Origin of the sequence: Nocardioides sp. NPDC057772 (assembly GCF_042798075.1) — a bacterium.
GTDB lineage: Bacteria > Actinomycetota > Actinomycetes > Propionibacteriales > Nocardioidaceae > Nocardioides.
In genome coordinates, this window is record NZ_JBHVKN010000068.1 from 1 (window position 1) to 23,656 (window position 23,656).

Below are 23,656 nucleotides of genomic sequence, written 5' to 3' on the forward strand. Positions count from 1 at the left end.
GGTTAGCGCATCAGGTCGGCGAAGGACAGCCAGTAGTGCGAGAAGAAGTACGGCTGGACCGCGTCGAGCTGCGGGATCTGGTCGAGGATCTGGACGGTGATCCGGTGACGATGTTCTCGTGGATGCCGATGCCCCACACGATCTCGCCGGCGATCTCACACTCGACGTACGCTGCCGCGGCCGCGTCGCCACCGGCCGAGAGCGCGTGCTCGGCGTAGTCGAGGACCCGGATCTCGGCGCCGGCCTCCTTCAGCGCGTCGACGAACGCGGCCACCGGGCCGTTGCCGACGCCCTTGTAGGTGCGCTCCTCGCCGCGTACGCGGAGGGTGACCTGCTGCTCGTCGCCACCCTCGGCGTCGGTCACCGAGGACCAGCTCTCCAGGGCGTACGGCTCCTCACGCTCGAGGTATTCCGCCGAGAAGATCGACCAGATCTCCTCCGGGCTGACCTCGCCGCCCTCGGAGTCGGTGTGCTGCTGGACCACGCGCGAGAACTCGATCTGCGCGCGACGCGGCAGGTCCAGCGAGTGCTCGGTCTTGAGCAGGTAGGCCACGCCGCCCTTGCCGGACTGGCTGTTGACCCGGATGACGGCCTCGTAGGTGCGGCCGACGTCCTTGGGGTCGATGGGCAGGTAGGGCGCCTCCCACGGGATCTCGCTGACGTCCTTGCCGGCCTCGGCGGCGATCCGGTCGAGGTCCTCCAGGCCCTTCTTGATGGCGTCCTGGTGGGAGCCGGAGAAGGCGGTGTAGACCAGGTCGCCGGCATAGGGGTGACGGGGGTGGACGTTGATGTTGGTGACGTACTCGACGGTGCGGCGGATCTCGTCGATGCCACCGCCGACCCGGAAGTCGATCTGCGGGTCGATGCCCTGGGAGAAGAGGTTCATGCCCAGGGTGACCAGGTCGACGTTGCCGGTGCGCTCGCCGTGACCGAACAGGCAGCCCTCGACGCGGTCGGCGCCGGCCATCAGACCGAGCTCGGTGGCCGCGACGGCGGTGCCGCGGTCGTTGTGCGGGTGCAGCGAGATCGCCGAGTGCTCACGGCGGGTCAGGCCCCGGCCGAAGTATTCGATCTGGTCGGCGTAGGTGTTCGGCGTGGACATCTCCACGGTCGCGGGCAGATTGAGGATGATCTCCCGGCCGGCCTCCGGCTGCCACACGTCGCTCACCCGCTCACAGATCTCCAGCGCGTAGTCGGTGTCGGTCTGGGTGAAGATCTCCGGGCTGTACTGGTAGCCGAAGTCCTCGGTGCCGATCAGCTCGGGGACGTGCTCCTCGGCGTACTTCATCACCATCTCGGTGCCGCGCACCGCGATCCCGATGCACTCGGCCGGGGTCACGTTGAACACGACCCGGCGGAACAGCTCGGCGGTGGCGTTGTAGAGGTGGATCGTGGCGCGCGGGGCGCCCGCGATCGACTCGGCGGTGCGCGAGATGAGGTCCTCGCGCGCCTGGGTCAGGACCGAGATCTGTACGTCATCGGGGATCCGGTCCTCCTCGATCAGCTTGCGCACGAAGTCGAAGTCGGTCTGGCTCGCGCTCGGGAAGCCGACCTCGATCTCCTTGTAACCCATCGCGACCAGCAGCTCGAACATCCGCAGCTTGCGGGCCGGCGTCATCGGGTCGATCAGAGCCTGGTTGCCGTCACGCAGGTCGGTGGAGAGCCACCGCGGAGCCTTGGTGATCTTCTTGCTGGGCCAGGTGCGGTCGGGGACGTCGACGGGCACGAACGCGCGGTAGCGCTCGAACGGCATCCCCGACGGCTTCTGCTGGTTGCTGGAGTTGCTCAGGTTGGTCATGCGGAATCCTCATCAGGTGGGAGCGAGTGCCGGCGCACGTCGAACCTCCGCAGCGAGGGAGTCCGGCTGTCTCAGACCCCGCTGCGGCAGCTAAGGAGGAGGCTGCGCATCATGACTCGGTAACAATAACAGAACAGAACTGGCAGACTGGCACCGAACCGACAACGAAGTGGAGGAACGGGCGTGGCCCAACTGGAAGAGCTCGACGTCGAGGAGTCCTGGCATCTCGCGAGGGACACCCAGATCTCCCGGATCGGCTGGAACGGGCCACGCGGCCCGGTGGTGCTGCCGGTGAACCATCTCGTGCACGACAAGTCGGTCTGGATCCGCACCTCGGCCCACTCCTCGATGGCCGAGCAGATCGACGAGTCCGCCGTCGCGCTGCTCGTCGACGACCTCGACCCCGACACCCACGTCGGCTGGTCGGTGCAGTTCAAGGGGCGCGCCGAGATCCTCTACCAGGACGACCAGATCCCCGAGGTCGTCAAGGGCCTCCACTCCTGGCCCGCCGGACCCCGTCCGCTGTGGGTGCGGCTGCACCCCAAGGAGGTCACCGGCCGCCGTCTGGTCGCTGACGCCTGATGCCCCGTCTGCTCGTCGTCCACCACTCCCCCACCCGTTCGCTGCGGCGGCTGACCGATGCGGTCGTCTCCGGCGCCAACGACCCGGAGATCGAGGGCGTCGAGGTCGTCGTACGTCCCGCCCTGGAGGCGACGGCCGACGACGTCCTCGCCGCCGACGGCTACGTGCTCGGCACCAGCGCCAACTTCGGCTACATGTCGGGCGCCCTCAAGCACTTCTTCGACTCGACCTTCCTGGCCGTGGGCGGCGCCCTCGACGCTTCCGGGGCGGCCGGGGAGTCCGCCGGAGAGACCTCCAAGCGGCCCTACGGCCTCTATGTCCACGGCCGCTACGACACCACCGGCGCGATCCGCTCGGTGCAGTCCATCGTCGGGGCGCTGGGATGGACCCAGTCCTTCGACATCCTCGACGTCCTGGGCGACGTCGAGGACGCGCATGTCGAGGCGGCGTACGAGCTGGGAGCCACGCTGGCCGCCGTCCTCGGCTGAGCTGTCCTTTCGGCCCGCTCATGGTTGCGCAAGTAGAGTCGATCCCCGTGATCGGCCAGACCCTCAGACGTACGACCTCGCTGCCCGTCGTGATCGTGGTGCTCGCCGCCCTCGCGCTCAGCGGGTGCGGCGGCGATCGGGCGGCCGCCAAGGGCGAGGACCCGAAGCAGGTGGACTCGACCGCGCTGCCCGAGGTCGGCAAGTGCCGCAACCTCAGCCACGAGGACGTCGCCGCGGCCTACAACTTCGACAAGTACGTCGCTTGCGACGAGCCGCACAACGCCGAGACCTTCGGCGCCGGACCGCTCCCGGACGAGTTCAAGGACGCCGAGTACGGCGACGAGAAGGTCAACGAGTGGGCCTTCAGCCAGTGCCGCAAGCTGCTGGAGAAGTACGTCGGCACCAACCAGAGCGTGCTGATGCGCTCGATGCTCTCCCACGTCTACTTCGGCCCCTCGGAGAAGGCCTGGGACGAGGGCGCACGCTGGATCCGCTGCGACGTCGTCGGCGGCGGCCAGCAGGGTGCCGAGTACGTCGACCTGCCGACCACCACCCGCAACCTCCTCAAGGTCAAGAACATCGAGGACATCGAGGATCGTTGGATGGTGTGCGCGCAGGGCAAGACGGTCACCTCCGCGAAGGTGCCCTGCTCCGAGCCGCACCAGATGCGCGCCGTGACGACCATCAAGCTGGGCGAGGACAAGACCCCGTTCCCGGGCGTGGCGGAGTCCAAGAAGAAGGCTGCGCAGTACTGCAAGGGCTCGGTCCAGGCCTGGTTGGGTTACCCGGAAAGCTTCGACTACGGGTACACATGGTTCGGAGAGAAGGAGTGGAACGCCGGCAACCGCTGGGCGGTCTGCTGGGCGGTGACCGAGGAGTGAGCATGGGTCGTAACAAGCTGTGGGGGGCTCTCGTCGTCGCCGGAGCCATGGCTCTCGCGGGATGCGGCGGGGGCGAGCCCGAGGCCGCGCCGTCGGCATCGTCCGCCCCGCCGTCCCCGTCCGCCTCCCCGGCGCCGTCCCCCAAGGAGGGTGCCTGCTACAACCTCACCTATGAGGAGGCGCTGGCTCCGACCGCAGGAGGCACCGCGGTGTCCTGCAAGGGCAAGCACACCACCCAGACCTACGCCGTGGGCCGGCTGAAGAACGTCGTCGACGGCCACCTCGTCGCGGTCGACTCCGAGCAGGTCGCGGCCCAGGTCGCAGAGGCGTGCCCCAACAAGGTCACCAAGTATCTCGGCGGCGACGCCGACGACCTGCGCCTCTCGATGCTCCGCCCGGTCTGGTTCACGCCGACGATCAAGGAGTCCGAGGCCGGCGCCAACTGGTTCCGCTGCGACGTCATCGGCATCGCCGGCCCCAAGGCCCTGATGACCCTCAAGGGCAACATGAAGGGCGTCCTGGGCGACTCCGACACCGCCGAGCCGTTCCGCATGTGCGGCACCGCCTCACCGAAGTCCGAGTCCTTCAAGCGCGTCCCCTGCTCCCTCAAGCACAGCTGGCGTGCGCTGTCGGTCATCGACCTCGGCTCCGGGAAGTACCCCGGCGAGTCGAAGGTCAACAGCGCCGGCGCCGAGGACTGCAAGGCCGCCGCCGCTGAGGTCGCCGACGACCCGCTCAAGTACGAGTGGTCCTGGGAGTTCCCCAGCGCCGAGCAGTGGCAGGGCGGGCAGAGTTACGGGATCTGCTGGGCGCCGGCGTAGCTCGGGCAATAGGGATACCCGGTTAACCGGGTATCCCTGCACTTCTCAGGCATTGCAACGCCAGAGAAGTGCAGGAAACACCCGAGCGCTGTGACCAGTGGGACGCCTGGGACTGCGCTAGAACCCGAGCTTCCGCAGCTGTCTGGGATCCCGCTGCCAGTCCTTGGCGATCTTGACGTGCAGATCGAGGTAGACCGGCATGCCGAGCAGCTCCTTGATCTGCAGCCGGGCGCGCTGGCCGACGTCCTTGAGCCGGGACCCCTTGTGGCCGATCACGATGCCCTTCTGGGAGTCGCGCTCGACGTAGAGGAAGGCGTGGACGTCCATCAGAGGCTTGTTCTCCGGGCGGTCCTCGCGCAGCCGCATCTCCTCGACGACGACGGCGATGGAGTGCGGAAGCTCATCGCGTACGCCCTCGAGGGCTGCCTCGCGGATCAGCTCGGCGACGATGATCTCCTCGGGCGAGTCGGTAAGCTCGCCGTCGGGGTAGAGCGGCGGGCCCTCGGGGAGGAGCTTGATGAGCAGCTCGGCGAGGAGGTCGACCTGGTCGCCGCCGACGCTGGAGACGGGGACGATCTCGGCCCACTCGATGCCGAGCTCCTGGCCCAGCGCCTGGATGGACATCAGGTGCTCGCCGATCTGCTCGGGCGTGGCGAGGTCGGTCTTGGTGGCGACGGCGACCCGCTTGATGCCCTTCTTGAGCTTGTTGGCGTTCTCGGCGATCCGGCGGTCACCGGGGCCGATCTTCTCGTTGCACGGGAAGCAGATCGCGACCACGTCGACCTCGGTCCAGGTGGCCTCGACCAGGTCGTTGAGCCGCTCGCCGAGCAGCGTACGCGGCCGGTGGATGCCCGGGGTGTCGACCAGGATCAGCTGGCCGTCGGGACGGTGCACGATGCCCTTGACCACGGTGCGGGTGGTCTGTGGCTTGTCGGAGGTGATCGCGACCTTGGTGCCGACCAGCGCGTTGGTCAGGGTCGACTTGCCCGCGTTGGGACGCCCGACGAACGACACGAAGCCGCTCCGGAAGGCTGGCTGGGTCTCCGGATCGGTCACTGCTGCTCCTGCTGCTCGTCGTATCGCTGCCAGATCTGCTCGTCGGTGAGCCCCTGGGCCTTGCCCTCGCGCCACACCGGTCCCGGGTCGACCGCGCGCGGCTGTCGCTTCTGGCCGCCACCGCGCCAGTAGCCCATCACGTCGTAGGCGTGGGAGTCGAGCTTCCGCTCGCGCATCAGATGCTTGCGGATCGCCCGCATCTGGCTCGACTCACCGGCCATCCAGAAGTAGCCGTCGCCCGCCGGCCACTCGATCTTCTCCACCGCCGCGGCCAGGTCGGAGGAGGTCTCCGAGGGCGGCGCCGACCAGGTGACCTCGGCGGAGTCGGGCAGGTAGCCGGGCAGGTCGTCGGGCACCTCGGCCCAGATCCGCGTCGGCAGGGTGGTGGTCTCGGCGATCCGCGCCATCGCCGGCATCGCGGTCAGGTCCCCGACCAGCAGCAGCCACTCGGCGGACTCAGGCGCGGCGTAGGAGCCCTTGGGCTCGGTGATGGTGACGGTCTGCCCCACCGGGTCGAGACGGGTGGCCCACTCGGTCACGAGCCCGACGTCGTGGACGACGACGTCGAGGGTCAGCTCGCCCTCCTGCCAGGACCGCACGGTGTAGTAGCGCGACTGGAACTGTCCGGGCACGATCAGCCCGACCCACTCGTCCGGGATCCCGGTCGACTCGAACCCGGCCAACCCGGGACCACCGAGCACCAGACGTACGAGGTGGGGCGTGATCTGCTCGCGCCGCAGCACCTCCGCGGCGTACTGCTGGGCCTTGACACTCATCGCCTCAAGGTTATCCGCGCAGGCGCGGCCCGCCCGCATCAGCGGCGCACTCATTCGTGGCTGATGGCGAGCAGAGCCTCCCGAGTCGCGTCGTCGGCCGGGAACATCGCCTCCACCGCGATCTCGTCGACCGTCACGTCCTGAGGCGCGCCGATCACGGAGAGGACGTAGAGGAAGGACAGATCGCCAAGGCTCGTACGCAGCAGCAACGGCAGCACCGGCAACGTTTGGTCCGACGCCGTGACGACCTGCGCCTCCTCCTCGGAGCCAGCCGGAACCGGGTAGCCCTCCAGCTCGGCGAGAAGGTCGGTCAGCCCCGCGGCGGCGGTCCGGTCGAGCTGGCGACGGGCCCGGCGTACGACGTGGGCTCGCCACTGGGCGTAGTTGCGGATCTGTGAAGCGAGACCGTCGGGGTGCAACGTCGCTCTCAGCATGTTGAGCCGAGGCCGGCGCAACGCGGCGGGCAGCGGAGCCAGGAAGCGTTCCATGGACCGATTGGTCGCGACCACGTCCCAGCGGAGGTCGACAGCACAGGCCGGGTAGGGCTCATGTCCGGTGAGCACTGCCTCGACGACGGACCTGGCGACGCCGAGGTCCTCGAGCGGTCGCTCCTGGTAGACAGGCGCGAACCCCGCGGCGAGATAGAGCCGGTTGCGCTCGCGCAGCGGCACCTCGAGCTCCTCGCAGAGCCGCTCGATCATCGCCCGGCTCGGGCCCGAACGGCCGGTCTCGATGAAGCTGAGATGGCGAGCCGACACATCGGCCGCGATCGCCACCTCGAGCTGCGAGCGCCGGCGTCGTTCGCGCCAGTCGCGAAGCAGGTCTCCGACGCTCAGCTGGGCCGTTGTCATGCACCCAGGCTGCCGGGCGGAGCGCGGCGCGGCAACTACCCGAGAGGTAATCGACAGGGCTCGTCCGGAGGCGGATCGTCGTAGCCATGACCACTGAAAACACACCCCGCTCCCCTGCCGCCACCGCCGAGGCGTACGTCTCGTTCTGGAACCTCTCCGCCGAGGAGCAGCGCACCCTCGGCACCACCCTGTTCGCCGCCGATGTCGCTCGCTCCACCCCGATCGGCGAGTCCACCGGCCTCGAGGCGCTGATCGACTTCACCGGCCAGTTCACCGAGGGCGTCGGCGCCTACACGTTCGTGGCCCGCGCCGAGCCCGATTCACACCACAGGCACGTCCGGGTGCGCTGGGAGATCCGCAAGGACGAGGGTTCGTTCGCCGAGGGGACCGACGTCCTCGGGCTGGACCGGTCCGGGCGGATCGCCACGATCACCGCATTCATCGACCGCGCCCCCGACGGCTTCGATCCCGACGCCCACCACGAGGAGGCTTGAGGTGTTCCTGATCGAGATCGCCGCTCCCCGCCTGATCAGGCGGGGCCACCGCCCAGACCGATCTCGTTACCGTCGGGGTCACGGAAGAGGGTTTTGCGGACCCCGTTGTCGTACGTCTCCCGCGACGTCGGCCGCAGACCGCGGTCGGCGATCGCGGCGAGGCGGGCGTCCAGGTCGTCGACGAAGAGGGTGACGAACCCACTCCCGGCAATCTCGGGCTTCACCTCGATGTAGACGTATCCGTGCTCGATCACCTCGAAGACGGCCTCGACGTCGTTGGGGTAGAAGGCCGGCGGGCCTCCGAGCAGCGCCTCGTACCAGCGGGCTCCGCGCGCCAGGTCGGTGACCGGGAGTCCGGCGAACAGGTCGGCCATCTCAGAACCGCCAGCGACTCGCGCCGTAGGGCTCGACGGTCGCGACCGCGTGCGCGGAGGTCGGCTCGATGCGGAAGACGTGCCAGGGCGCCGGGCCGGCGCTCTGCGCGTTGAACGGCGCGGTGACGGCCTCGCTCGACGCGTCGACCTCGGCCGGCCAGCCCTCGTCGTCGTGGTAGTGCTTGGCCACTCGCTCGAGCTCGTCACCGAGCACCCGCGCCACGCGGCCTTCCACGACCAGGTCGAACTCGCGCACCGAGAGCGACAGCGCGCAGCGGGGATCGCGGGCGAGGTTGCGGCCACGCCGCGTCCCAGGGCCGGTGACCAGGTAGAAGCTGCCGTCGAGCCAGATCGCGCCGACGGCATTCACGTGCGGACCGCCGTCGGCGTTGATCGTGCTCACCCACGTCGTGTAGCGCCCGGGCTCGCCCTCCTGCGACCCAGGCCCCTGGTTGAAGCCCTGGTCGAGGCGAGCCGTCACCTCCGCCCAGGACATCGGCGGGGCGTCGTACATCTCGGCGAGGTTGTAGGTCTCCATGGCGGTGTCTCCTTCGGCTGGAACAGGATGTTTCACCTACTCCACGAACAGAAAAGGCCGATCTCGACACCGTGCCACATGGGAGTGGGCGAAAGTGGCAGCCAGACCGCGGTCCGACCTGCCCTTTCGCCCACTCGCCGCCTCAGAAGGTGTGCCGCAGCGGGTAGCCGGAGACGCCGTCGACTGTTTTGGTGGCGAGCACGTGGTGGAGCTGGATGTTGTTACGCTCGAAGCCGATCCGGGAGCCGGCCATGTAGATGCCCCAGACCTTCGCCGTGCCGAGGCCGACCTCGTCGACGCAGGCGTCCCAGTTGGCGCGGAGGTTGTCGTTCCACGCCGTCAGCGTCTTGGCGTAGTGGACCCGGATGTTCTCGTGGTGCTGCACCTCGAGGCCGGTGTTCTCGATCGCGGAGACGATGGTGCCCGAGCCGATCAGCTCGCCGTCGGGGAAGACGTAGCGGTCGATGAACGCCCCCGCGTTCGCCTTCGAGACGTTGTCGGGACGGGTGATGCAGTGGTTGAGCAGCCGGCCCCCGTCGCGCAGCTTGCCCTTGATGAACCCGAAGTAGGACGGGTAGTTGGCCACGCCGATGTGCTCGGTGAGACCGATGGAGCTGACCGCGTCGAAGTCCCCCTCGACCACGTCGCGGTAGTCGGAGAAGCGCACCTCGGCGACGTCGTCGAGGCCGTCGGCCTTGATCGCCTGCTGCGCCCAGTTGGCCTGCTCGCGCGACAGGGTCACGCCGAGCGCCTTCACCCCGTAGTGCTTGGCGGCGTGGCGCACCATCCCGCCCCAGCCACAGCCGATGTCGAGCAGCCGCATCCCGGGCTCGAGCCCGAGCTTGCGGCAGATCAGGTCGTACTTGGCCGCCTGCGCCTCCTCGAGGGTGGCGTCGTCGGTCGGGTAGAGGGCGCAGGTGTAAGTCATCGAGGGACCCAGGACGTACTCGTAGAAGGTGTTGGAGACGTCGTAGTGGTGGTGGATCGCGTCCGCGTCGCGCTCCGGCGAGTGTCGCGTCCACGGAAGCGCGCTGAGCGCGCGGCCGGAGAGGTGGCGTACGTTCTCGGCCCGCTGCCGCCACGCGGGCAGGTGCTCCTGCGGGGGCGGCTTGGGCGGGACGAAGTTGGTCACACCGAGGGCTCGGACCAGGTCGATCGTCTCGCGCGGACTCGGCCGCTTGAAGTCGGTCTTGTCCAGGATCAGGTCCAGGAGCGGGTAGGGGTCGCCCGGGTGGATGCCGTGGAGGGCCATGTCGCCGCTGACGTAGGCACGTGCCAGGCCGAGGTCGCCCGGCGCGGTCAGCAGGAACGCGAGCCCGCGCGGGTTGAGGATCTCCATGCCGAACTCGGAGTCCCTGTCGCCGGCGACGCTGCCGTCGTACGCGGTGAGCTTGATAGGCAGCCCACCGTCGAAGAGCTCGTTGATGGTCTCTGCAATATGGTTCACAGTCTCTTCACCGCCTTGCTGTACAGATCGGTCAACCGGTTGCCGGGGTCATACCTCGCCTTCACGGCCGCGAGGTTGTCCCCGTCGTAGAGAGCGTCGAAGACATCCTTGTCGTAGAACGCCTCGGAGTAGAGCGATTTATGCCCGCCGAGCTCGTGCACCTGCGTCTCGATCGCACGGTTCTTCGGAGCGTTGACCGCGCTGGGACCGACGTGCACCGTGCCCCAGAAGCCGACATTGACGTACGTCCGGCCGGCCTCGAGCGGGTAGGTCGGCCACTTGCCTCCCGAGCTGGTGCCACGGGAGACCAGCGGGCACAGCCACACCGGCCGCATCCCGATCTCGGCGTCGAACCACTCCAGGAAGGCCGGCAGGTTCTCGACCGGGACCTCGATGTCCTGGATCACCCGCTCCCGCAGGAGCCGCCCGGCGCGCGCGTCGAGCTTGTCGGCGATGCCGAACCGACGGTCCAGGCCGACCAGCTTCATGTAGACGTCGGAGCGCCGCAGCCGGCGCGGCCAGACCCGGCGGAGGTATTTGTTCTGCGCGCCGAAGGCACTCGAGCACCAGAACCAGTCGGTGTCCCACCGCCACAGGTAGTCGTAGGTGGTGAGCAGGTCCGTCTCACGTTGCTGGATCGAGCGGTAGTAGACCTGCTGGCCGCCGTAGTCGCTCGGTGTCCGGGTGGCCTGCTCGGTCCAGGTCGCGAGAGTCAGGTAGTGCTCCCCCGGCTCGAAGGCGACGCCGTCCAGCCCGTCGACCCTCTCGCCCTCGTACGTCCTGGTCTCGGTGATCTGCGCGATCGTCTTCGTGAGCAGATCGAGGTCGTCGAAGCGCACGTGTCGCAGCGCGACGTAGCCCGGCACCTTCTCCAGCTCGATCTTGAGCCGGGTGGCGTAGCCGAGGGACCCGTAGGAGTTGGGGAAGGTGTCGAAGAGGTCCTCGCCCGGCCGGGTCGTGACGATCTCGCCCGAGCCGGTGAGGATGTCCATCTCCAGCACCGACTCATGAGGCAGACCGTTGCGGAAGCTCGTGGCCTCGATGCCCATCCCGGTCACCGCGCCACCGAGCGTGATCGTGCGCAGCTGCGGGACGACGTACGGGATCATCCCGTGCACCAGGGTGGCGTCGACGAGGTCCTCGTAGGTGCACATCCCCTGTACGTCGGCCGTGCCCGCCTCGGCGTCGACCTCGATCACACCACCCAGTCCGGACACGTCGAGGCCCGGGGCGCTGGTCGCGGCCCGGGCCCGGAAGAGGTTGGTGGTGCGCTTGGCGAGCCTGACGGGAGCGCCGTCGGGGATCCTCGCGTAAGAGTTCGTCAGCCGCTCGACGGCCTCGTTGTGTCGTTCCCAACCAGTCTCACCCGTCACTTGATCCACTTTACGCTCGGGATGGATCTCCGGTTTCGATTTTTTGGTTAGTTCGCTTACAGTCGCAAGCGCTGACTGCTCCCGTCGAACTCCCCCCATCGCGCACCCCGGAGGGTCCCCATGTCCAGTGCTGCCCACCGTGACGCTGTGGCAACGCTCGCCGAGAAGGCAACCCCCTACTTCACCGAGAACCAGGTCAAGTGGCGCAACAAGTCCGTGTCCCAGGCACGGCTCGCGCTGGCGATCGACCAGATCGTCGTGCACATGCGGGAGAAGGGCGTCGACATGGCCACGATGAACGGCCTCACCGCCTACCGCGACGAGGACGGGATCCACGTCACGATCGAGCTCGGCACCCTCCCGCTCGTCGCCGAGACCGGCGGAGCGGGCGGACACCGAGCCGCTCGCTGATCACGTCGCGAGCGCGCGGCCTCAGCGGAGGGTGCCGCGCGGGTCGCCGACGAGGACGGGGACGTCCTCACCGGCGAACTCCTTGACCGCCGCCAGATCGGTCGCGGACGGGGCCTCGGCCTCGCCGAGCACCACGACCGCCTCGAGACCCTTGGAGCCGGAGGCGACCGCCATCGCCACGCAGACGCCGATCGCGGAGACCTGGAGCGAGGGCAGGTCCACGGTGGCAGCGGCGTAGGTGCGGCCGTCGAGGTCGCGTACGGCTGCTCCTTCGGCCGCCCCGGTGCGGGCCCGGGTCGCGCGGGCCAGGGTCACCAGCTTGCGGTCCTCCGCGGACAGCTCACTCTGCTCGGGCATGGGCCTCTTTCTTTCTGTCCGACTTCTCGCTCTGCTCGTCCTCGTCGCCGGCCTCGGTCTCGGCCGGCACGACGGCGCTGATGCGTACGGTACCGATCCGGTTTCGCCGGCCGGCAGCCTCCTCGGCGACGAAGCGGAGACCGTGGGCCTCCACCTCGGTGCCCGGGATCGGCACCAGGCCGAGGTGTTTGGCCATCAGACCGCGTACGGAGTCGACGTCGTCCTCCTCGACGGGGAAGCCGATCAGCTCCTCGAGATCGCTGACCAGGAAGCGGGCGGGCACCCGCCAGGAGCCGTCGCCGAGATGGAGGGGTTCACGGTCCTCGACGTCGTACTCGTCGGTGATCTCGCCGACGATCTCCTCGAGGATGTCCTCGATGGTGATCAGGCCGGCGGTGCCGCCGTACTCGTCGACGACGACCGCGATGTGCTGCCGGTGCTGCTGCATCTCGGCGAGCAGCTCGTCGACGGGCTTGGAGTCGGGGACCCAGGTCGGCTTACGCATCAGCGACTCGACCCGCTGGGTCGTCTCGACCTCGGGCGCCTCGAAGTCGCGGGCGACGACGTCCTTGAGGTAGACCATCCCGATGATGTCGTCGAGGCTCTCGTCGATCACCGGCATCCGGGAGTAGCCCGAGCGCAGGAACAGCGACAGCGCCTGGCGCAGGGTCTTGCGACGCTCGAGGAAGACGATGTCGCCACGCGGCACCATCACCTCGCGAGCGCGGGTGTCGCCGAGCTCGAAGACGGAGTGGATCATCCGGCGCTCGTCGGCCTCGATCAGGTCGGTGGCCTCGGCGATGTCGACCAGCTCGCGCAGCTCGGTCTCGGTCGAGAACGGGCCCTTGCGGAAGCCCTTGCCGGGGGTGAGCGCGTTACCGAGCATGATCAGCAGGCTCGGGATCGGGCCGAGGACCGCGGTGATGACACCGATGGGGCCCGCGACCGCCAGGGCGATGCCCTCGTGGTGCTGGCGACCCAGTGTGCGCGGCCCGACGCCGATGACGACGAAGGAGACCACAGTCATCGCCGCCGTCGTGGTGAGCACCGTCGGCCACCAGCGGGCCTGGTAGAGGTCGTAGGCCCACAGCGCTGCCAGCACCGTCGCGCCGATCTCGCACAGCAGTCGGAGCAGCAGCACCGTGTTGAGGTAGCGGGCCGGGTCGCCGACGACCGCCACCAGGCGCTTGGCTCCGGCGCGGCCCTCGGAGACGAGCTCCGCAGCCCGGGCGCGGGAGAAGGCGCTGAGCGCTGCGTCGGCGGCGGAGAAGAGGCCGGCGATGAGGACCAGAACTGCGGCTGCGATCAGCAGCCTCGCATCGTCCATGGGTGTTGGTCGGGCTCCTACTCGGGTGCTGTGGCCGAGGAGCCCCAGGCCTTGAGCAGCTTGGCCTGCAGCCCGAACATCTCGGCGTGATCGTCGGGGTCCACGTGGTCGTAGCCGAGCAGGTGGAGGACACCGTGGGTGGTCAGCAGCTCGATCTCTGCCACGGTGCCGTGTCCGGCAGCCTCACCCTGCTTGGCCGCGATCGTCGGGGCGATGATGATATCGCCCAGGTCGCCCTCCACCGGCTCCTCGTCGAGGCGGCCGGGGAGGAGCTCGTCACCGGGGAACGAGAGCACGTCGGTCGGGCCCTCGGTGTCGAAGTAGCGCTCGTTGAGCTCGGTGATCGTGGCCTCGTCGCCGAACTTGATCCGGAGATCGGCGTGCGGGTGCACCCGCAGCTGCTCGAGCAGGAACCGAGCCAGCTTGGCGACGTGCTCGACGTCGATCTCCTGCTCGGACTCGTTGATGATCTCGGTGCTCATGCCGCCACCTCCGTAGCGCAAGCGCAATGATACGGACGCGGCGGCCTGAGTCCTATGATCGCTCGCTGGCGCTCGCTCATCGGTCGTCTCCAGAAGCCCGCTCGCGCTTGGCCTGGGTCTGCACGTCGTGCTCCTCGTAGGCGGCGACGATCTTGGCGACCAGCCGATGGCGGACGACGTCGTGGCTGGTCAGGTTGTTGAAGCTGATGTCCTTGACGTCCTCGAGGATCCCCTCGACGACCCGCAGGCCCGAACGCTGCCCAGACGGGAGGTCGGTCTGGGTGGCGTCGCCGGTGACCACGATCTTCGAACCGAACCCGAGTCGGGTCAGGAACATCTTCATCTGCTCGGGCGTGGTGTTCTGCGCCTCGTCCAGGATGATGAAGGAGTCGTTGAGGCTGCGGCCGCGCAGGAACGCGAGCGGGGCGACCTCGATGGTCCCCGACGCCATCAGCTTGGGGATCATCTCCGGGTCCATCATGTCGTGCAGCGCGTCGTAGAGCGGGCGCAGGTAGGGGTCGATCTTCTCGGTCAGGGTGCCGGGCAGGAAGCCGAGCTTCTCCCCGGCCTCGACCGCGGGCCGGCTCAGGATGATCCGGTTGACCTGCTTGGACTGCAGCGCCTGGACCGCCTTGGCGACCGCAAGGTAGGTCTTCCCGGTGCCTGCCGGACCGATGCCGAAGGTGATCGTGTGCTTGTCGATCGCATCGACGTAGCGCTTCTGGTTGAGCGTCTTGGGACGGATGCTCCGGCCGCGGTTGGAGAGGATGTTGAGGCTCAGCACGTCGGCCGGCTTCTCGGTCGTGTCGGCGCGGAGCATGCTGATCACACGCTCGACGGTCTCGCCGCTCACACCCTGGCCGGTGCGGATGATCTGGACCAGCTCCTCCAGGACCCGCTCGATCATCGCGATCTCGCTGGGGGCGCCGTGGAGGGTGATCCGGTTGCCGCGTACGTGCACGTCGGCGTCGAAGTGGGCCTCGATGATCCCGAGGTGCTCATCGGCCGGACCGAGGACGGTCACCATGTCGACGCTGTTCGGAACGACCACGGTGTGCTTGGTGGTCGCGGTGACCCCCGGGGCGGAGGCGTCGATCGGTTGCGGACTTGGGTGTCGATCGGTCATGGATGCCCGGAGCGGGCCCTTTCTCTTCACGAGGCTGATGCCTCCATGCTACGCGGGCACTCCGCCCGGCTCCTACTGGATAGTTCCGGCGTCAGCTCGCGAGCAGCGCCTCGACGCGTGCGGTCTCCTCGGCGAGCTCGTCGCGCTCGTCGGGGGTGAGGTCGCGCAGCAGCTTCGTGACCTCGACCTTGCCGTCGACCGGCTTCCACAGGCCGACGAGGTGGCCGCCGGCGAGGATGACCGAGCCGCCGCCCCCGAACGCCCACTCCTTCCGGGTGCCGTGGGCGGTGATCCGCTCCCGGTTGGCGTGGGAGAGCCAGACGTTGTCGAACTTCCCGAGCAGCCGCACCGGGGCATGCTCCTCCCCCGTGGCGAGCGGGGCGTCCGGGACGTCGTAGAGGGTCTTGCCGGCCTCGTCGCGGTAGGTCACCAGGCCCTCGATCCGCTTGATCACCGGACCCAGTCGGGTCAACGACGACCACGCGGTGACGTCGGCGGCGGTCGCCGGTCCGAAGGCGAGCAGGTAGCGGCGTACGATCTGGGGGGCCAGCTCGGGGACGACGTCGTCCGCGACCACTGGCGGCACACCGGTCCAGCGCGGCAGCAGGTCGTAGACCAGCCCGCCCGACCCCTTCCAGAGGCCCCGCGGCGGCAGCTGAACCAGCGGCAGCTCGTTGCGCGCCCGCAGGCCCAGCGCCTTCGCCGGGATGCCGGGGTAGTGCTCGACCAGCCCGGCCTCGAGCGCAGCGTTGGGCAGCGCCCCGAGGGCGAGTACGTCCTCGACCGCCGCCGCGAAGCCCTCCAGCTGCGCCGCCGGGCGGACGAGCTCGATCCGTTGGGTGTAGAAGTCGTGGACCGGCTGAGCCCACGCCCGGATCAGCGCGGCGTCGGCGGCAGTGTGCATGTGGATCGTCGAGCGCAGCGAGGAAAGCCTGACCAGGGCGCTCGACTCGAGCTGAGCGCTGACCGCGTAGGGGTCGAACGACTCCAGCCGGGCGGCCAGCGCCATGAACGGCGGCAGCTGCTCCTGCGCCTGCAGGCCGACCAGGTGCTCGATCATCTCCGCCGGTGTGTGCGAGACCCGAGACAACAGGTGCTGGCGGAGCAGGAGGGTCCGGTTGAGCTGCCGTTCGGTGAGGATCACGGTAGCGATGATGTCCTATTCGACGGTGATCCGGGCGCCAACCTCCTCCGAAGGCTTCCCCTCGCCGTCGGAGGTGTCGTCGGTGCGGGCGATGAAGAGGTACGTCCCGGGCTCGACCTCAGAGACGTCGACCGTCGTCGTCCACGGGTAGAGCTTGTCCATCCAGCCCTCCGCGGTCGCGTGACCCTCGAGCACGGTCTCACCGGATCCGTCGCGGATCTCCCACGGCACGTTCGCCTCGGGAGAGTTGGCCTTGCCGGAGGCCTCGAAGCTGCCTGACACGGTCGCACCCTCGGCGGGCGTCGCGAGCGTGATCAGCTCGGCGGTGCGCGGCAGCGCCGACGGCTCCTCGGACGGCTGGGCAGAGGTCGCCGGGTCCTCGGCGACAGCGTCGTCGTCGCCACACCCGCCGGCCAGCACGGCGCAGAGCGTGAGAGCGATGACGAGACCCACCGGACGGGTGCGTGTGCTCCTCATGTCTCCATACTCACTCGCCGCCCGCGAACGAGGAACCCACCACGCCGAGGAGTCGGTGGTCAGTCCCAGCGACGGGTGCGGGCCAGCAGGGCGGCGCAGGCGGCGACACCGGCGGTGGAGGTGCGCAGGACCTCGCCGCCGAGGCGGATGGTGGTGGCGCCGGCCTTCTCGAAGAGCGCGATCTCGTCCGCCGTCAGGCCTCCTTCGGGGCCGACCACGACGAGGATGCTGCCCTCGTCGATGACCGGGACCGCACCCAGCGGGAGGGTGCCCTCCTCATGGAGCACGACGGCGACGTCGGCCTCCTCGATCATCGCGAAGACCGCGTCGGTGGTGGCCAGCGGCTCGACCTCGGGGTGCCACAGCCGGCGGGACTGCTTGGCGGCCTCGCGGGCGGTGGCCCGCCAGCGGGCGAGCGACTTGACCGCCCGCTCGCCCTTCCAGACCGCGACCGAACGGGCCGCTGCCCACGGGACGATCCGGGCGGCGCCGATCTCGGTCAGCATCTCGACCGCGAGCTCGCCGCGGTCGCCCTTGGGCAGCGCCTGGACCACCGTCAGGGACGGCTCGGGCGGTGCGTCGCCGAGGACGATCTCGTCGACGCGTACGGTCATCGACTTCTTGGTGGTCTGCATGATCGTGCCGGTGACGCCCTCACCGGCCCCGTCGGTGAGCACGACCTCCTCGCCGACCCGGAGGCGGCGTACGACGACGGCGTGATGGCCCTCGTCACCGCTCACCTCGACGGCGTCACCGACGCGGGTGCCGGCGAGCGAGTCGACGAGGTGGACGGGAAGGGTCATGACTCAGTATGACCGGCTCAGTGCCCGTTGAGGGTGTCTTTGAACCAGGAGAAGACGCCGCCCTTGTGAGCCGCCTTGAGCTGGCCCTGGACGGACTCCTCACCGCGCATCTCGGCGAGCTGGCGCAGCAGCGCCTCCTGCTCGAGGTCGAGCTTGGTGGGGGTCTCCACGTTGACGGTCACGATCAGGTCGCCGCGACCGCCACGCAGGCCGGGCACACCGCGGCCACGCAGGACGTGGTCGGTGCCGGACTGGGTGCCGGGCTTGAGGTCGATCTGGATCGAGGCGTCCTCGGGGTCGATCTGGTCGGCGCCCTCGCCGACGAGGTCGGCCTCCAGCGTCGGCAGGTTGAGCGTGGTGCCGAGCGCGGCCGCGGTCATCGGCACCTTCGCGGTGCAGTGCAGGTCGTTGCCCCTGCGGGTGAAGGTGGGGTGCTTGGCGACGTGGATCTCGACGTAGAGGTCACCGGCGGGCCCGCCACCGGGTCCGATCTCGCCCTGCTCGGCGAGCTGCACCCGGGTGCCGTCGTCGACGCCCGGCGGGATCTTGACGGTGAGGGTGCGGTGGGAGCGGACCCGACCCTCGCCGCTGCAGTCGCGGCACGGGTCGGGGATCACGGTGCCGAAGCCGTTGCAGGCCGAGCACGGGCGCAGCGTGCGGATCTCGCCCAGGAAGGAGCGCTGCACGACCGCGACCTCGCCCTGGCCGTGGCAGGTCTCGCACGGGACCGGGCGGGAGCCCTCCGCGGCACCCTCGCCGCCACAGGTGTCACAGACCACCGCGGTGTCGACCTTGAGGTCGCGGGTGACGCCGAAGGCGGCCTCTGCCAGCTCGATGTCGAGACGGATGAGGGCGTCCTGCCCGCGGCGTACGCGCGGACGGGGGCCGCGGCCGGCGCCGCCAGCACCCGCACCCGCGCCGCCGAAGAAGGCGTCCATGATGTCGGTGAACGAGAAGCCCGCGCCCTGGGCGCCGAAACCGCCGCCGAACGGATCGCCGCCACGGTCGTACGCAGCCCGCTTCTGCGGGTCGCTCAGCACCTCGTAGGCGTGGGAGATCTCTTTGAACTTCTCCTGCGACTCGGCGTCCGGGTTGACGTCAGGGTGATACTGGCGCGCCAGCTTCCGGTACGCCTTCTTGATCGTTGCGTCGTCGGCGTCCTTGTCGACACCGAGGAGCTCATAGGGGTCCAACGTCTGTCTTCCTGCCATCGAAGTTCGCTGATCTTCCTTGAATCGAGTCTGCTGCTCAGGCCTCGTCGAGGATCCGGGAGAGGTAGCGCGCGACCGCACGCACCGCTGCCATGGATCCGGGGTAGTCCATCCGGGTCGGGCCGACCACTCCGAGCGTGGCCAGCGCCTCGTCGCCAGGTCCGTAGCCGGTGGCGACCACGCTGGTCTGCGAGAGCTCCTGGTAGGGGCCCTCGGCGCCGATCCGCACCGTGACCAGGCCGGCCGCGGTCGCCTCGCCCATCAGCTTGAGCAGGACGACATGCTCCTCGAGGGCCTCCAGGAGCGGGCGTACGGCGGTGTCGAAGCTGTCGCCGAAACGGGCCAGGTTGCTGGTGCCGCCGATCGAGATCCGTTCGTCGGAGCGGTGGTCGCTCATCGCCTCGATCAGGGCCTCCGCCACCGCGGACGCGAGCGGGTCCCGCGGCGCGCCGGCGGGATGGTCGGCGGGCTGGTCGGCCTGCTGGTCGGCCGGCTGGGCGATGGTGCGCAGCGCCTCGCCGGCCTCGGCGATGACGACGCCGGCGACCGCCGAGTTGATCTGCGTGCGCAGCTTGGCCAGGGCTTCCTCGGAGACCTCCTCGGCCACCTCGAGCAGCCGCTGCTCGACGCGACCGGTGCTGAGGATGAGCACGAGGAGGAGTCTGGTCGGAGCCAGGGCGACCAGCTCGACATGGCGGACGGTCGAGCGGCTCAGGGTCGGGTATTGCACCACCGCGACCTGGCGGGTCAGCTGCGAGAGCAGCCGGGTCGAGCGGGTGACGACGTCGTCGAGGTCGACCGCACCGTCGAGGAAGCCGGCGATCGCCCGCTTCTCGGCGGCCGTCATCGGCTTGACCGTGGTCAGCCGGTCGACGAAGAGTCGGTAGCCCTTGTCGGTGGGCACCCGGCCGGCGCTGGTGTGGGGGGCGGTGATGTAGCCCTCCTCCTCCAAGGCGGCCATGTCGTTGCGTACGGTCGCGGGCGAGACGCCCAGGCCGTGACGCTCCACGAGCGCCTTGGAGCCGACCGGCTCCTCGGTCTTCACGTAGTCCTCGACGATCGCCCGGAGAACGGAGAGCCTGCGTTCGTTCTGCATCTGCGCTCCTATCGTCCTGGCTGCCTGGCACTCATTCCGTGCGAGTGCCAATCTTACCGGTTCGTATCACAGGAGCCAGTTTCCGATGGCCGCTTCGTTCTGTGGAACGGCTTACTTCTCTCGCCATCGAGGTAGCCTTAGGTTAGGCTGACCTTAGAGATATCGCTTCACCGCTTCTGCCCCACGGGAGAGTCCATGATCGCCGACGATCTGGTCCGCATCACGGCCCACGCCAACGACGAGCACCAGGCCGATCTGTGCCGGTCCCTCTCGGCACGACTCGGGCTGCGGCCGCGCCACATCGTCGGCGTACGCCTCTCCCACCTCACCGCGGAGAGCGTCGACGTCTCCTGGATCACCCTCGACGGCGGCCATCACGTGACCTTCCGGTTCCCGGAGACCGCAGCCACGGCGGACGAGGTTCTCGAGCAGCTCGGGCGCGTGCTGACCGGTTCTCGCTGCTGACTCCACTAGCCTTCTCCGGATGAGCGATCGCTACGGCTCCGACGTCCTGGCCGGCGACTGGAAGAAGCCCAAGCACGGGCGCGCCGTCGAGACCCCGGCAGAGCTGGGTGCGGTGGTGGAGGAGGTCGAGACCGACTTCGTCGGCGAGATCGTCCGGATCGACCGCGACCTGCACACGCTGACCCTGGAGGACCGGCACGGCAAGCGGCGTACGTTCCCGCTCGGTCCCGGCTTCTGGCTCGAGGGCAAGCCGGTCATCCTCACTCCCCCGGTGACCCGGGCGGCGCCGGCCAAGCCCACCCGCACCGCGTCGGGCTCGGTGGCCGTCGACAACGTGAAGGCGCGGGTCGCGCGCGAGTCGAGGATCTTCGTCGAGGGGCGCCACGACGCCGAGCTCGTCGAGAAGATCTGGGGCGACGACCTGCGGATCGAGGGTGTGGTCGTCGAATATCTGGGCGGTGTCGACGACCTCGCCGACCACCTGATCGACTTCCGTCCCAGCCGGGAGCGGCGGGTCGGGGTGCTCGTCGACCACCTCGTCAAAGGCTCGAAGGAGGCCCGGATCGCGGAGTCGATCAGGCGCTCCGCGGTCGGAGAGCACGTGCTGATCGTCGGTCACCCGTTCATCGACGTGTGGCAGGCGGTCAAACCGGCGCGGGTCGGGCTCGAGGCCTGGCCGGACGTGCCGCGGTCGATCGAGTGGAAGAAGGGCATCTGCCAGCACATGGGCTGGCCTCACCGCGACCAGGCCGACATCGCCCGGGCGTGGAAGCACATCCTGGGGCGGGTGAACTCCTTCGGCGACCTCGAGCCCGCACTGCTCGGGCGGGTCGAGGAGTTGATCGACTTCGTCACCGAGCCCGTCTGAGGCCCCGTCAGTAGGTCGACTTCTTCGGCATGATGACCCACAGCACGAGGTAGACGATGACCTGCGGTCCGGGGAGCAGGCAGGAGAGGACGAAGGCGAGCCGGATCAGGTTCGAGTTGATGCCGAACCGCTGACCGAGACCGCCGCAGACGCCGGCGATCCATTTGTCGTTGGTGGGACGGGAAAGAGTTGTGGTTGCCATGACTCCACTCTCCCCTGTCGGGGGCTCTTTACCAATCAGGATCACCCCTGATCCTTCGATCAGGACCAAGGTCCCGGCCTCAGGGCTTCTCAGGGTCGCTCACGGGAGCAGGTCTCGGACCACCGCGTCGGCGAGGAGCCTGCCGGTGTCGGTGAGGACGATCGTGTCACCCTCGACGGTCACCAGACCGCGGCGCACCTGCTCCGGGAGCGCGGCCCGACCCTCGTCGTCGAGGGCGCCGGTCGCAAGCCCGTCGGCCAGGCGGAGCTCCAGCAGGACGCGCTCCACCCGCCGGTCCTCCTCGGCGAGGATCTCGCGGGCGTGGGCAGGACTCTGGTTGCTGCCGATGCGGTCCGCGTACGCAGCGGGGTGCTTGACGTTCCACCAGCGGGTGCCGCCGACATGGCTGTGGGCGCCCGGGCCGACACCCCACCAGTCGCCGCCCTGCCAATAGAGCATGTTGTGGCGGCAGCGCTGGGTCTCGTCGGTCGCCCAGTTGGAGACCTCGTACCAGGTCAGGCCGTGCTTCTGCAGCGTCGCGTCGGCCAGCTCGTACTTGTCCGCCAGGTCGTCCTCGTCGGGCATCTCGAGCTCGCCCCGCCGGACTCGCCGCGCCAGGGCGGTGCCGTCCTCGACGATGAGGGAGTAGGCCGAGATGTGGTCGGGGTGGCTGGCGAGGGCTGTGTCGAGGGAGAGCTGCCAGTCATCGACCGACTCGCCCGGGGTGCCGTAGATGAGGTCGAGGCTGACCTGCTCGAAGCCTGCCTGGCGTGCCCACTCGACGACCTTCGGGACCCGCTCGGGGTCGTGGGTGCGGTCGAGGGTGTGCAGCACGTGCGGGACCGCCGACTGCATGCCGAAGCTGATCCGGGTGAAGCCGCCCTCGCGCAGCTTCTGGAGATAGGGCAGGTCGACCGAGTCTGGGTTGGCCTCGGTCGTCACCTCGACGTCGTCGGCGAGTCCGAACTCGGTCGTGATCGCTGCGAGGATGCTCGTCAGGTCCTGCGCCGGGAGAAGGGTCGGCGTCCCGCCGCCGAAGAAGACGGTGTCGACCTGCTTGTCACGCTCACTGAGCACCCGGCGCGCCAGCCTGACCTCCTCGATGGCCTGGTCGGCGTACGTCTGCCGGCTGACGCCGGGGCCCAGCTCCACCGCGGTGTAGGTGTTGAAGTCGCAGTAGCCGCACCGGACCGTGCAGAACGGGACGTGGACGTAGAAGCCCAGCCCCTTCTCCCCCAGCGTGCTCAGCGATTCGGCCGGCAGCGATCCGTCGACGGGAGCGGGGTCGCCGGGAGGCAGAGCAGAAGGCACCCCTCCATTATCGATCCGTCTGTCGAAAAGGGTTAACCGCGCCTGGAGCGGGGGTGGGAAAATTCCGGCGTGTCCGTCTCTCAGTCAGATCTTCTTCTCGACGACGTCCTCGACAACCCGGTCTGGCACTCGCTGACCGGCGCGCACGCCCCACTCGCCGAGGGCTCGGGGCTCGCTCGTCGCTACCGCCCCGACATCTCGCCCTTCGCCGGGGTCTCCGACCCGCGCTCGGCTCAGGCATGGCGTGATCTGGCCGCGGCGGTCGGCCCCGGGGGCACCGCCCTGATCACCGGGGCGTACGGGGTCTGCGGGGACGGGTGGGAGATGGTCGGTGGCGGCGAGGGGGTCCAGCTCGTCGAGACGTCCCGGGTCGCCGCGGAACCAGACCCGGAGGCGGTCGTGCTCGGGGCCGCCGACGTGCCGGAGATGCTCGACCTCGTCGCCCGCACGGAGCCCGGGCCGTTCGAGAAGTCCACCCACACCATGGGTACGTATCTGGGGCTGCGCCACGAGGGCCGGCTCGTCGCGATGGCCGGCCAGCGGATGCACCCGGGCGGCTGGATCGAGATCAGCGCCGTCTGCACCGCACCCGAGGCCCGCGGCCGCGGCCTCGCCGGCCGCCTCGTCCGCGCGGTCACCGCCGACATCCACGCCCGTGGCTCCCGCGCGCTGATGCACGCCTCGGCCGCCAACACCGGCGCCATCTCGGTCTACCTCGGCCTCGGGTTCGAGGAGCGGCGGCGTACGACCTTCGAGCTGTTCCGCGCGCCCCTCTGACCCTGCCGAGGCGTCTCCTCCGTCGGCCGAGGCGTCACCCGCGTCGGCCGAGACGTCACTCCCGCCGGGCGAGACGTCACTCCCGCCGGGCGAGACGGCAGTGGGTGATCTCTCGGCCCG

General features: G+C 69.2%; 28 protein-coding genes. 9 read left to right on the top strand and 19 right to left on the bottom strand.

Translation table 11 applies throughout. The features are described 5' to 3' along the window. Positions 1–10: 10 nt before the first annotated feature. Complete coding sequence (gene leuA / locus ACFVJS_RS13455) at positions 11–1,798, bottom strand: 2-isopropylmalate synthase (protein ID WP_378880705.1); 1,788 nt, start codon at positions 1,796–1,798, stop codon at positions 11–13. Positions 1,799–1,981: 183 nt separating this feature from the next. On the opposite strand from leuA, the gene ACFVJS_RS13460 reads away from it, so the two are divergent. From ACFVJS_RS13460 to ACFVJS_RS13475, 4 genes are read left to right on the top strand one after another with little or no spacing between them, the layout of a single operon-like run. Next, the gene (locus ACFVJS_RS13460; RefSeq protein ID WP_378880707.1) at positions 1,982–2,380 is read left to right on the top strand and encodes a pyridoxamine 5'-phosphate oxidase family protein; all 399 of its coding nucleotides are present in this window, start codon (positions 1,982–1,984) and stop codon (positions 2,378–2,380) included. Beyond that, complete coding sequence (locus ACFVJS_RS13465; protein ID WP_378880710.1) at positions 2,380–2,868, top strand: flavodoxin family protein; 489 nt, start codon at positions 2,380–2,382, stop codon at positions 2,866–2,868. The genes ACFVJS_RS13460 and ACFVJS_RS13465 overlap by 1 nt, the downstream gene beginning before the upstream one ends. A 47-nt stretch (positions 2,869–2,915) precedes the next feature. Then, positions 2,916–3,749, top strand: coding sequence for a septum formation family protein (locus ACFVJS_RS13470; protein WP_378880712.1), 834 nt, complete (start codon positions 2,916–2,918; stop codon positions 3,747–3,749). 2 nt (positions 3,750–3,751) lie between these two features. Next, positions 3,752–4,570, top strand: a complete 819-nt coding sequence (locus ACFVJS_RS13475; RefSeq protein WP_378880715.1) for a septum formation family protein — start codon at positions 3,752–3,754, stop codon at positions 4,568–4,570. Positions 4,571–4,687: 117 nt separating this feature from the next. On the opposite strand, the gene era is transcribed toward ACFVJS_RS13475, so the two are convergent. Genes era through ACFVJS_RS13490 form a run of 3 tightly spaced genes read right to left on the bottom strand, consistent with a single transcriptional unit; the run spans position 4,688 to position 7,253 of the window. Beyond that, a complete protein-coding gene (gene era / locus ACFVJS_RS13480) occupies positions 4,688–5,626 on the bottom strand; it encodes a GTPase Era (protein WP_165114148.1) in 939 nt (312 codons plus the stop codon). After that, complete coding sequence (locus ACFVJS_RS13485; RefSeq protein WP_378880718.1) at positions 5,623–6,402, bottom strand: siderophore-interacting protein; 780 nt, start codon at positions 6,400–6,402, stop codon at positions 5,623–5,625. Before ACFVJS_RS13485 ends, era begins: the two co-directional genes overlap by 4 nt. 50 nt (positions 6,403–6,452) lie before the next feature. Then, positions 6,453–7,253, bottom strand: coding sequence for a helix-turn-helix domain-containing protein (locus tag ACFVJS_RS13490; protein ID WP_378880720.1), 801 nt, complete (start codon positions 7,251–7,253; stop codon positions 6,453–6,455). A gap of 86 nt (positions 7,254–7,339) precedes the next feature. Here ACFVJS_RS13490 and ACFVJS_RS13495 point away from each other — a divergent pair, with 86 nt between their 5' ends. After that, entirely contained in the window at positions 7,340–7,747 is a 408-nt protein-coding gene (locus ACFVJS_RS13495; RefSeq protein WP_378880723.1) for an isomerase, read from the top strand. A 35-nt stretch (positions 7,748–7,782) separates the two neighbouring features. Here the strand turns inward: ACFVJS_RS13495 and ACFVJS_RS13500 are convergent, their stop codons facing one another. The 4 genes from ACFVJS_RS13500 to ACFVJS_RS13515 form a co-directional block, all read right to left on the bottom strand. Then, positions 7,783–8,121, bottom strand: coding sequence for a VOC family protein (locus ACFVJS_RS13500; protein ID WP_378880726.1), 339 nt, complete (start codon positions 8,119–8,121; stop codon positions 7,783–7,785). Position 8,122: 1 nt separating this feature from the next. Beyond that, positions 8,123–8,659, bottom strand: coding sequence for a pyridoxamine 5'-phosphate oxidase family protein (locus ACFVJS_RS13505; RefSeq protein WP_378880729.1), 537 nt, complete (start codon positions 8,657–8,659; stop codon positions 8,123–8,125). Positions 8,660–8,801: 142 nt separating this feature from the next. Continuing rightward, on the bottom strand, positions 8,802–10,106 hold the full coding sequence (locus tag ACFVJS_RS13510; RefSeq protein ID WP_378880732.1) for a class I SAM-dependent methyltransferase: 1,305 nt from the start codon (positions 10,104–10,106) through the stop codon (positions 8,802–8,804). Further along, complete coding sequence (locus tag ACFVJS_RS13515; protein ID WP_378880735.1) at positions 10,103–11,479, bottom strand: FAD-binding oxidoreductase; 1,377 nt, start codon at positions 11,477–11,479, stop codon at positions 10,103–10,105. The genes ACFVJS_RS13510 and ACFVJS_RS13515 overlap by 4 nt, the downstream gene beginning before the upstream one ends. A 147-nt stretch (positions 11,480–11,626) precedes the next feature. Here ACFVJS_RS13515 and ACFVJS_RS13520 point away from each other — a divergent pair, with 147 nt between their 5' ends. Further along, the gene (locus ACFVJS_RS13520) at positions 11,627–11,890 is read left to right on the top strand and encodes a hypothetical protein (RefSeq protein WP_378880737.1); all 264 of its coding nucleotides are present in this window, start codon (positions 11,627–11,629) and stop codon (positions 11,888–11,890) included. Between the two features lie 21 nt (positions 11,891–11,911). Here the strand turns inward: ACFVJS_RS13520 and ACFVJS_RS13525 are convergent, their stop codons facing one another. The 9 genes from ACFVJS_RS13525 to hrcA form a co-directional block, all read right to left on the bottom strand. After that, on the bottom strand, positions 11,912–12,247 hold the full coding sequence (locus ACFVJS_RS13525; RefSeq protein ID WP_378880739.1) for a cytidine deaminase: 336 nt from the start codon (positions 12,245–12,247) through the stop codon (positions 11,912–11,914). Continuing rightward, complete coding sequence (locus ACFVJS_RS13530) at positions 12,231–13,574, bottom strand: hemolysin family protein (RefSeq protein WP_378880742.1); 1,344 nt, start codon at positions 13,572–13,574, stop codon at positions 12,231–12,233. Before ACFVJS_RS13530 ends, ACFVJS_RS13525 begins: the two co-directional genes overlap by 17 nt. Before the next feature lie 17 nt (positions 13,575–13,591). Beyond that, the gene (gene ybeY, locus ACFVJS_RS13535) at positions 13,592–14,056 is read right to left on the bottom strand and encodes an rRNA maturation RNase YbeY (protein WP_378880745.1); all 465 of its coding nucleotides are present in this window, start codon (positions 14,054–14,056) and stop codon (positions 13,592–13,594) included. A gap of 76 nt (positions 14,057–14,132) precedes the next feature. After that, positions 14,133–15,182: a PhoH family protein gene (locus tag ACFVJS_RS13540; RefSeq protein WP_378880749.1), complete on the bottom strand. Its 1,050-nt coding sequence runs from the start codon at positions 15,180–15,182 to the stop codon at positions 14,133–14,135. Between the two features lie 91 nt (positions 15,183–15,273). Then, positions 15,274–16,326 carry a winged helix DNA-binding domain-containing protein gene (locus tag ACFVJS_RS13545; RefSeq protein WP_378880751.1) on the bottom strand — a complete coding sequence of 351 codons (1,053 nt, stop codon included), beginning with the start codon at positions 16,324–16,326 and terminating at the stop codon, positions 15,274–15,276. A 15-nt stretch (positions 16,327–16,341) separates the two neighbouring features. Beyond that, a complete protein-coding gene (locus ACFVJS_RS13550) occupies positions 16,342–16,803 on the bottom strand; it encodes a Gmad2 immunoglobulin-like domain-containing protein (RefSeq protein WP_378880753.1) in 462 nt (153 codons plus the stop codon). Positions 16,804–16,862: 59 nt separating this feature from the next. Continuing rightward, positions 16,863–17,606 carry a 16S rRNA (uracil(1498)-N(3))-methyltransferase gene (locus tag ACFVJS_RS13555; protein ID WP_378880756.1) on the bottom strand — a complete coding sequence of 248 codons (744 nt, stop codon included), beginning with the start codon at positions 17,604–17,606 and terminating at the stop codon, positions 16,863–16,865. 17 nt (positions 17,607–17,623) lie between these two features. Continuing rightward, on the bottom strand, positions 17,624–18,817 hold the full coding sequence (dnaJ, locus tag ACFVJS_RS13560) for a molecular chaperone DnaJ (RefSeq protein WP_378880758.1): 1,194 nt from the start codon (positions 18,815–18,817) through the stop codon (positions 17,624–17,626). 37 nt (positions 18,818–18,854) lie between these two features. Beyond that, positions 18,855–19,913: a heat-inducible transcriptional repressor HrcA gene (gene hrcA / locus ACFVJS_RS13565; RefSeq protein WP_378880761.1), complete on the bottom strand. Its 1,059-nt coding sequence runs from the start codon at positions 19,911–19,913 to the stop codon at positions 18,855–18,857. A 195-nt stretch (positions 19,914–20,108) separates the two neighbouring features. On the opposite strand from hrcA, the gene ACFVJS_RS13570 reads away from it, so the two are divergent. Both ACFVJS_RS13570 and ACFVJS_RS13575 read left to right on the top strand, forming a co-directional pair. Further along, positions 20,109–20,378, top strand: a complete 270-nt coding sequence (locus ACFVJS_RS13570; protein ID WP_378880763.1) for a hypothetical protein — start codon at positions 20,109–20,111, stop codon at positions 20,376–20,378. A gap of 19 nt (positions 20,379–20,397) precedes the next feature. After that, a complete protein-coding gene (locus ACFVJS_RS13575; RefSeq protein WP_378880766.1) occupies positions 20,398–21,246 on the top strand; it encodes a DUF3097 domain-containing protein in 849 nt (282 codons plus the stop codon). Positions 21,247–21,253: 7 nt separating this feature from the next. Here the strand turns inward: ACFVJS_RS13575 and ACFVJS_RS13580 are convergent, their stop codons facing one another. Together ACFVJS_RS13580 and hemW are read right to left on the bottom strand one after the other, a co-directional pair. After that, positions 21,254–21,448, bottom strand: a complete 195-nt coding sequence (locus ACFVJS_RS13580; protein WP_378880768.1) for a PspC domain-containing protein — start codon at positions 21,446–21,448, stop codon at positions 21,254–21,256. 99 nt (positions 21,449–21,547) lie between these two features. After that, complete coding sequence (gene hemW, locus ACFVJS_RS13585; RefSeq protein WP_378880770.1) at positions 21,548–22,759, bottom strand: radical SAM family heme chaperone HemW; 1,212 nt, start codon at positions 22,757–22,759, stop codon at positions 21,548–21,550. A gap of 69 nt (positions 22,760–22,828) precedes the next feature. Between hemW and ACFVJS_RS13590 the strand changes: the two genes are divergently transcribed. Next, the gene (locus ACFVJS_RS13590) at positions 22,829–23,536 is read left to right on the top strand and encodes a GNAT family N-acetyltransferase (protein ID WP_378880773.1); all 708 of its coding nucleotides are present in this window, start codon (positions 22,829–22,831) and stop codon (positions 23,534–23,536) included. The last annotated feature ends 120 nt before the right edge of the window (positions 23,537–23,656 follow it).

What these genes read in the sequence shown, in the direction of transcription:
- ACFVJS_RS13500 (WP_378880726.1), bottom strand. Translation starts at nt 8,121, where the DNA reads ATGGCCGACCTGTTCGCCGGACTCCCGGTCACCGACCTGGCGCGCGGA.
- ACFVJS_RS13570 (WP_378880763.1), top strand. Translation starts at nt 20,109, where the DNA reads ATGATCGCCGACGATCTGGTCCGCATCACGGCCCACGCCAACGACGAG.
- ACFVJS_RS13580 (WP_378880768.1), bottom strand. Translation starts at nt 21,448, where the DNA reads ATGGCAACCACAACTCTTTCCCGTCCCACCAACGACAAATGGATCGCC.
- dnaJ (WP_378880758.1), bottom strand. Translation starts at nt 18,817, where the DNA reads ATGGCAGGAAGACAGACGTTGGACCCCTATGAGCTCCTCGGTGTCGAC.
- leuA (WP_378880705.1), bottom strand. Translation starts at nt 1,798, where the DNA reads ATGACCAACCTGAGCAACTCCAGCAACCAGCAGAAGCCGTCGGGGATG.
- ACFVJS_RS13540 (WP_378880749.1), bottom strand. Translation starts at nt 15,182, where the DNA reads ATGACCGATCGACACCCAAGTCCGCAACCGATCGACGCCTCCGCCCCG.
- hrcA (WP_378880761.1), bottom strand. Translation starts at nt 19,913, where the DNA reads ATGCAGAACGAACGCAGGCTCTCCGTTCTCCGGGCGATCGTCGAGGAC.
- ACFVJS_RS13490 (WP_378880720.1), bottom strand. Translation starts at nt 7,253, where the DNA reads ATGACAACGGCCCAGCTGAGCGTCGGAGACCTGCTTCGCGACTGGCGC.
- ACFVJS_RS13530 (WP_378880742.1), bottom strand. Translation starts at nt 13,574, where the DNA reads ATGGACGATGCGAGGCTGCTGATCGCAGCCGCAGTTCTGGTCCTCATC.
- ACFVJS_RS13475 (WP_378880715.1), top strand. Translation starts at nt 3,752, where the DNA reads ATGGGTCGTAACAAGCTGTGGGGGGCTCTCGTCGTCGCCGGAGCCATG.
- ACFVJS_RS13495 (WP_378880723.1), top strand. Translation starts at nt 7,340, where the DNA reads ATGACCACTGAAAACACACCCCGCTCCCCTGCCGCCACCGCCGAGGCG.
- ACFVJS_RS13575 (WP_378880766.1), top strand. Translation starts at nt 20,398, where the DNA reads ATGAGCGATCGCTACGGCTCCGACGTCCTGGCCGGCGACTGGAAGAAG.
- ACFVJS_RS13505 (WP_378880729.1), bottom strand. Translation starts at nt 8,659, where the DNA reads ATGGAGACCTACAACCTCGCCGAGATGTACGACGCCCCGCCGATGTCC.
- ACFVJS_RS13485 (WP_378880718.1), bottom strand. Translation starts at nt 6,402, where the DNA reads ATGAGTGTCAAGGCCCAGCAGTACGCCGCGGAGGTGCTGCGGCGCGAG.
- ACFVJS_RS13465 (WP_378880710.1), top strand. Translation starts at nt 2,380, where the DNA reads ATGCCCCGTCTGCTCGTCGTCCACCACTCCCCCACCCGTTCGCTGCGG.
- ACFVJS_RS13525 (WP_378880739.1), bottom strand. Translation starts at nt 12,247, where the DNA reads ATGCCCGAGCAGAGTGAGCTGTCCGCGGAGGACCGCAAGCTGGTGACC.
- ACFVJS_RS13550 (WP_378880753.1), bottom strand. Translation starts at nt 16,803, where the DNA reads ATGAGGAGCACACGCACCCGTCCGGTGGGTCTCGTCATCGCTCTCACG.
- ybeY (WP_378880745.1), bottom strand. Translation starts at nt 14,056, where the DNA reads ATGAGCACCGAGATCATCAACGAGTCCGAGCAGGAGATCGACGTCGAG.
- ACFVJS_RS13555 (WP_378880756.1), bottom strand. Translation starts at nt 17,606, where the DNA reads ATGACCCTTCCCGTCCACCTCGTCGACTCGCTCGCCGGCACCCGCGTC.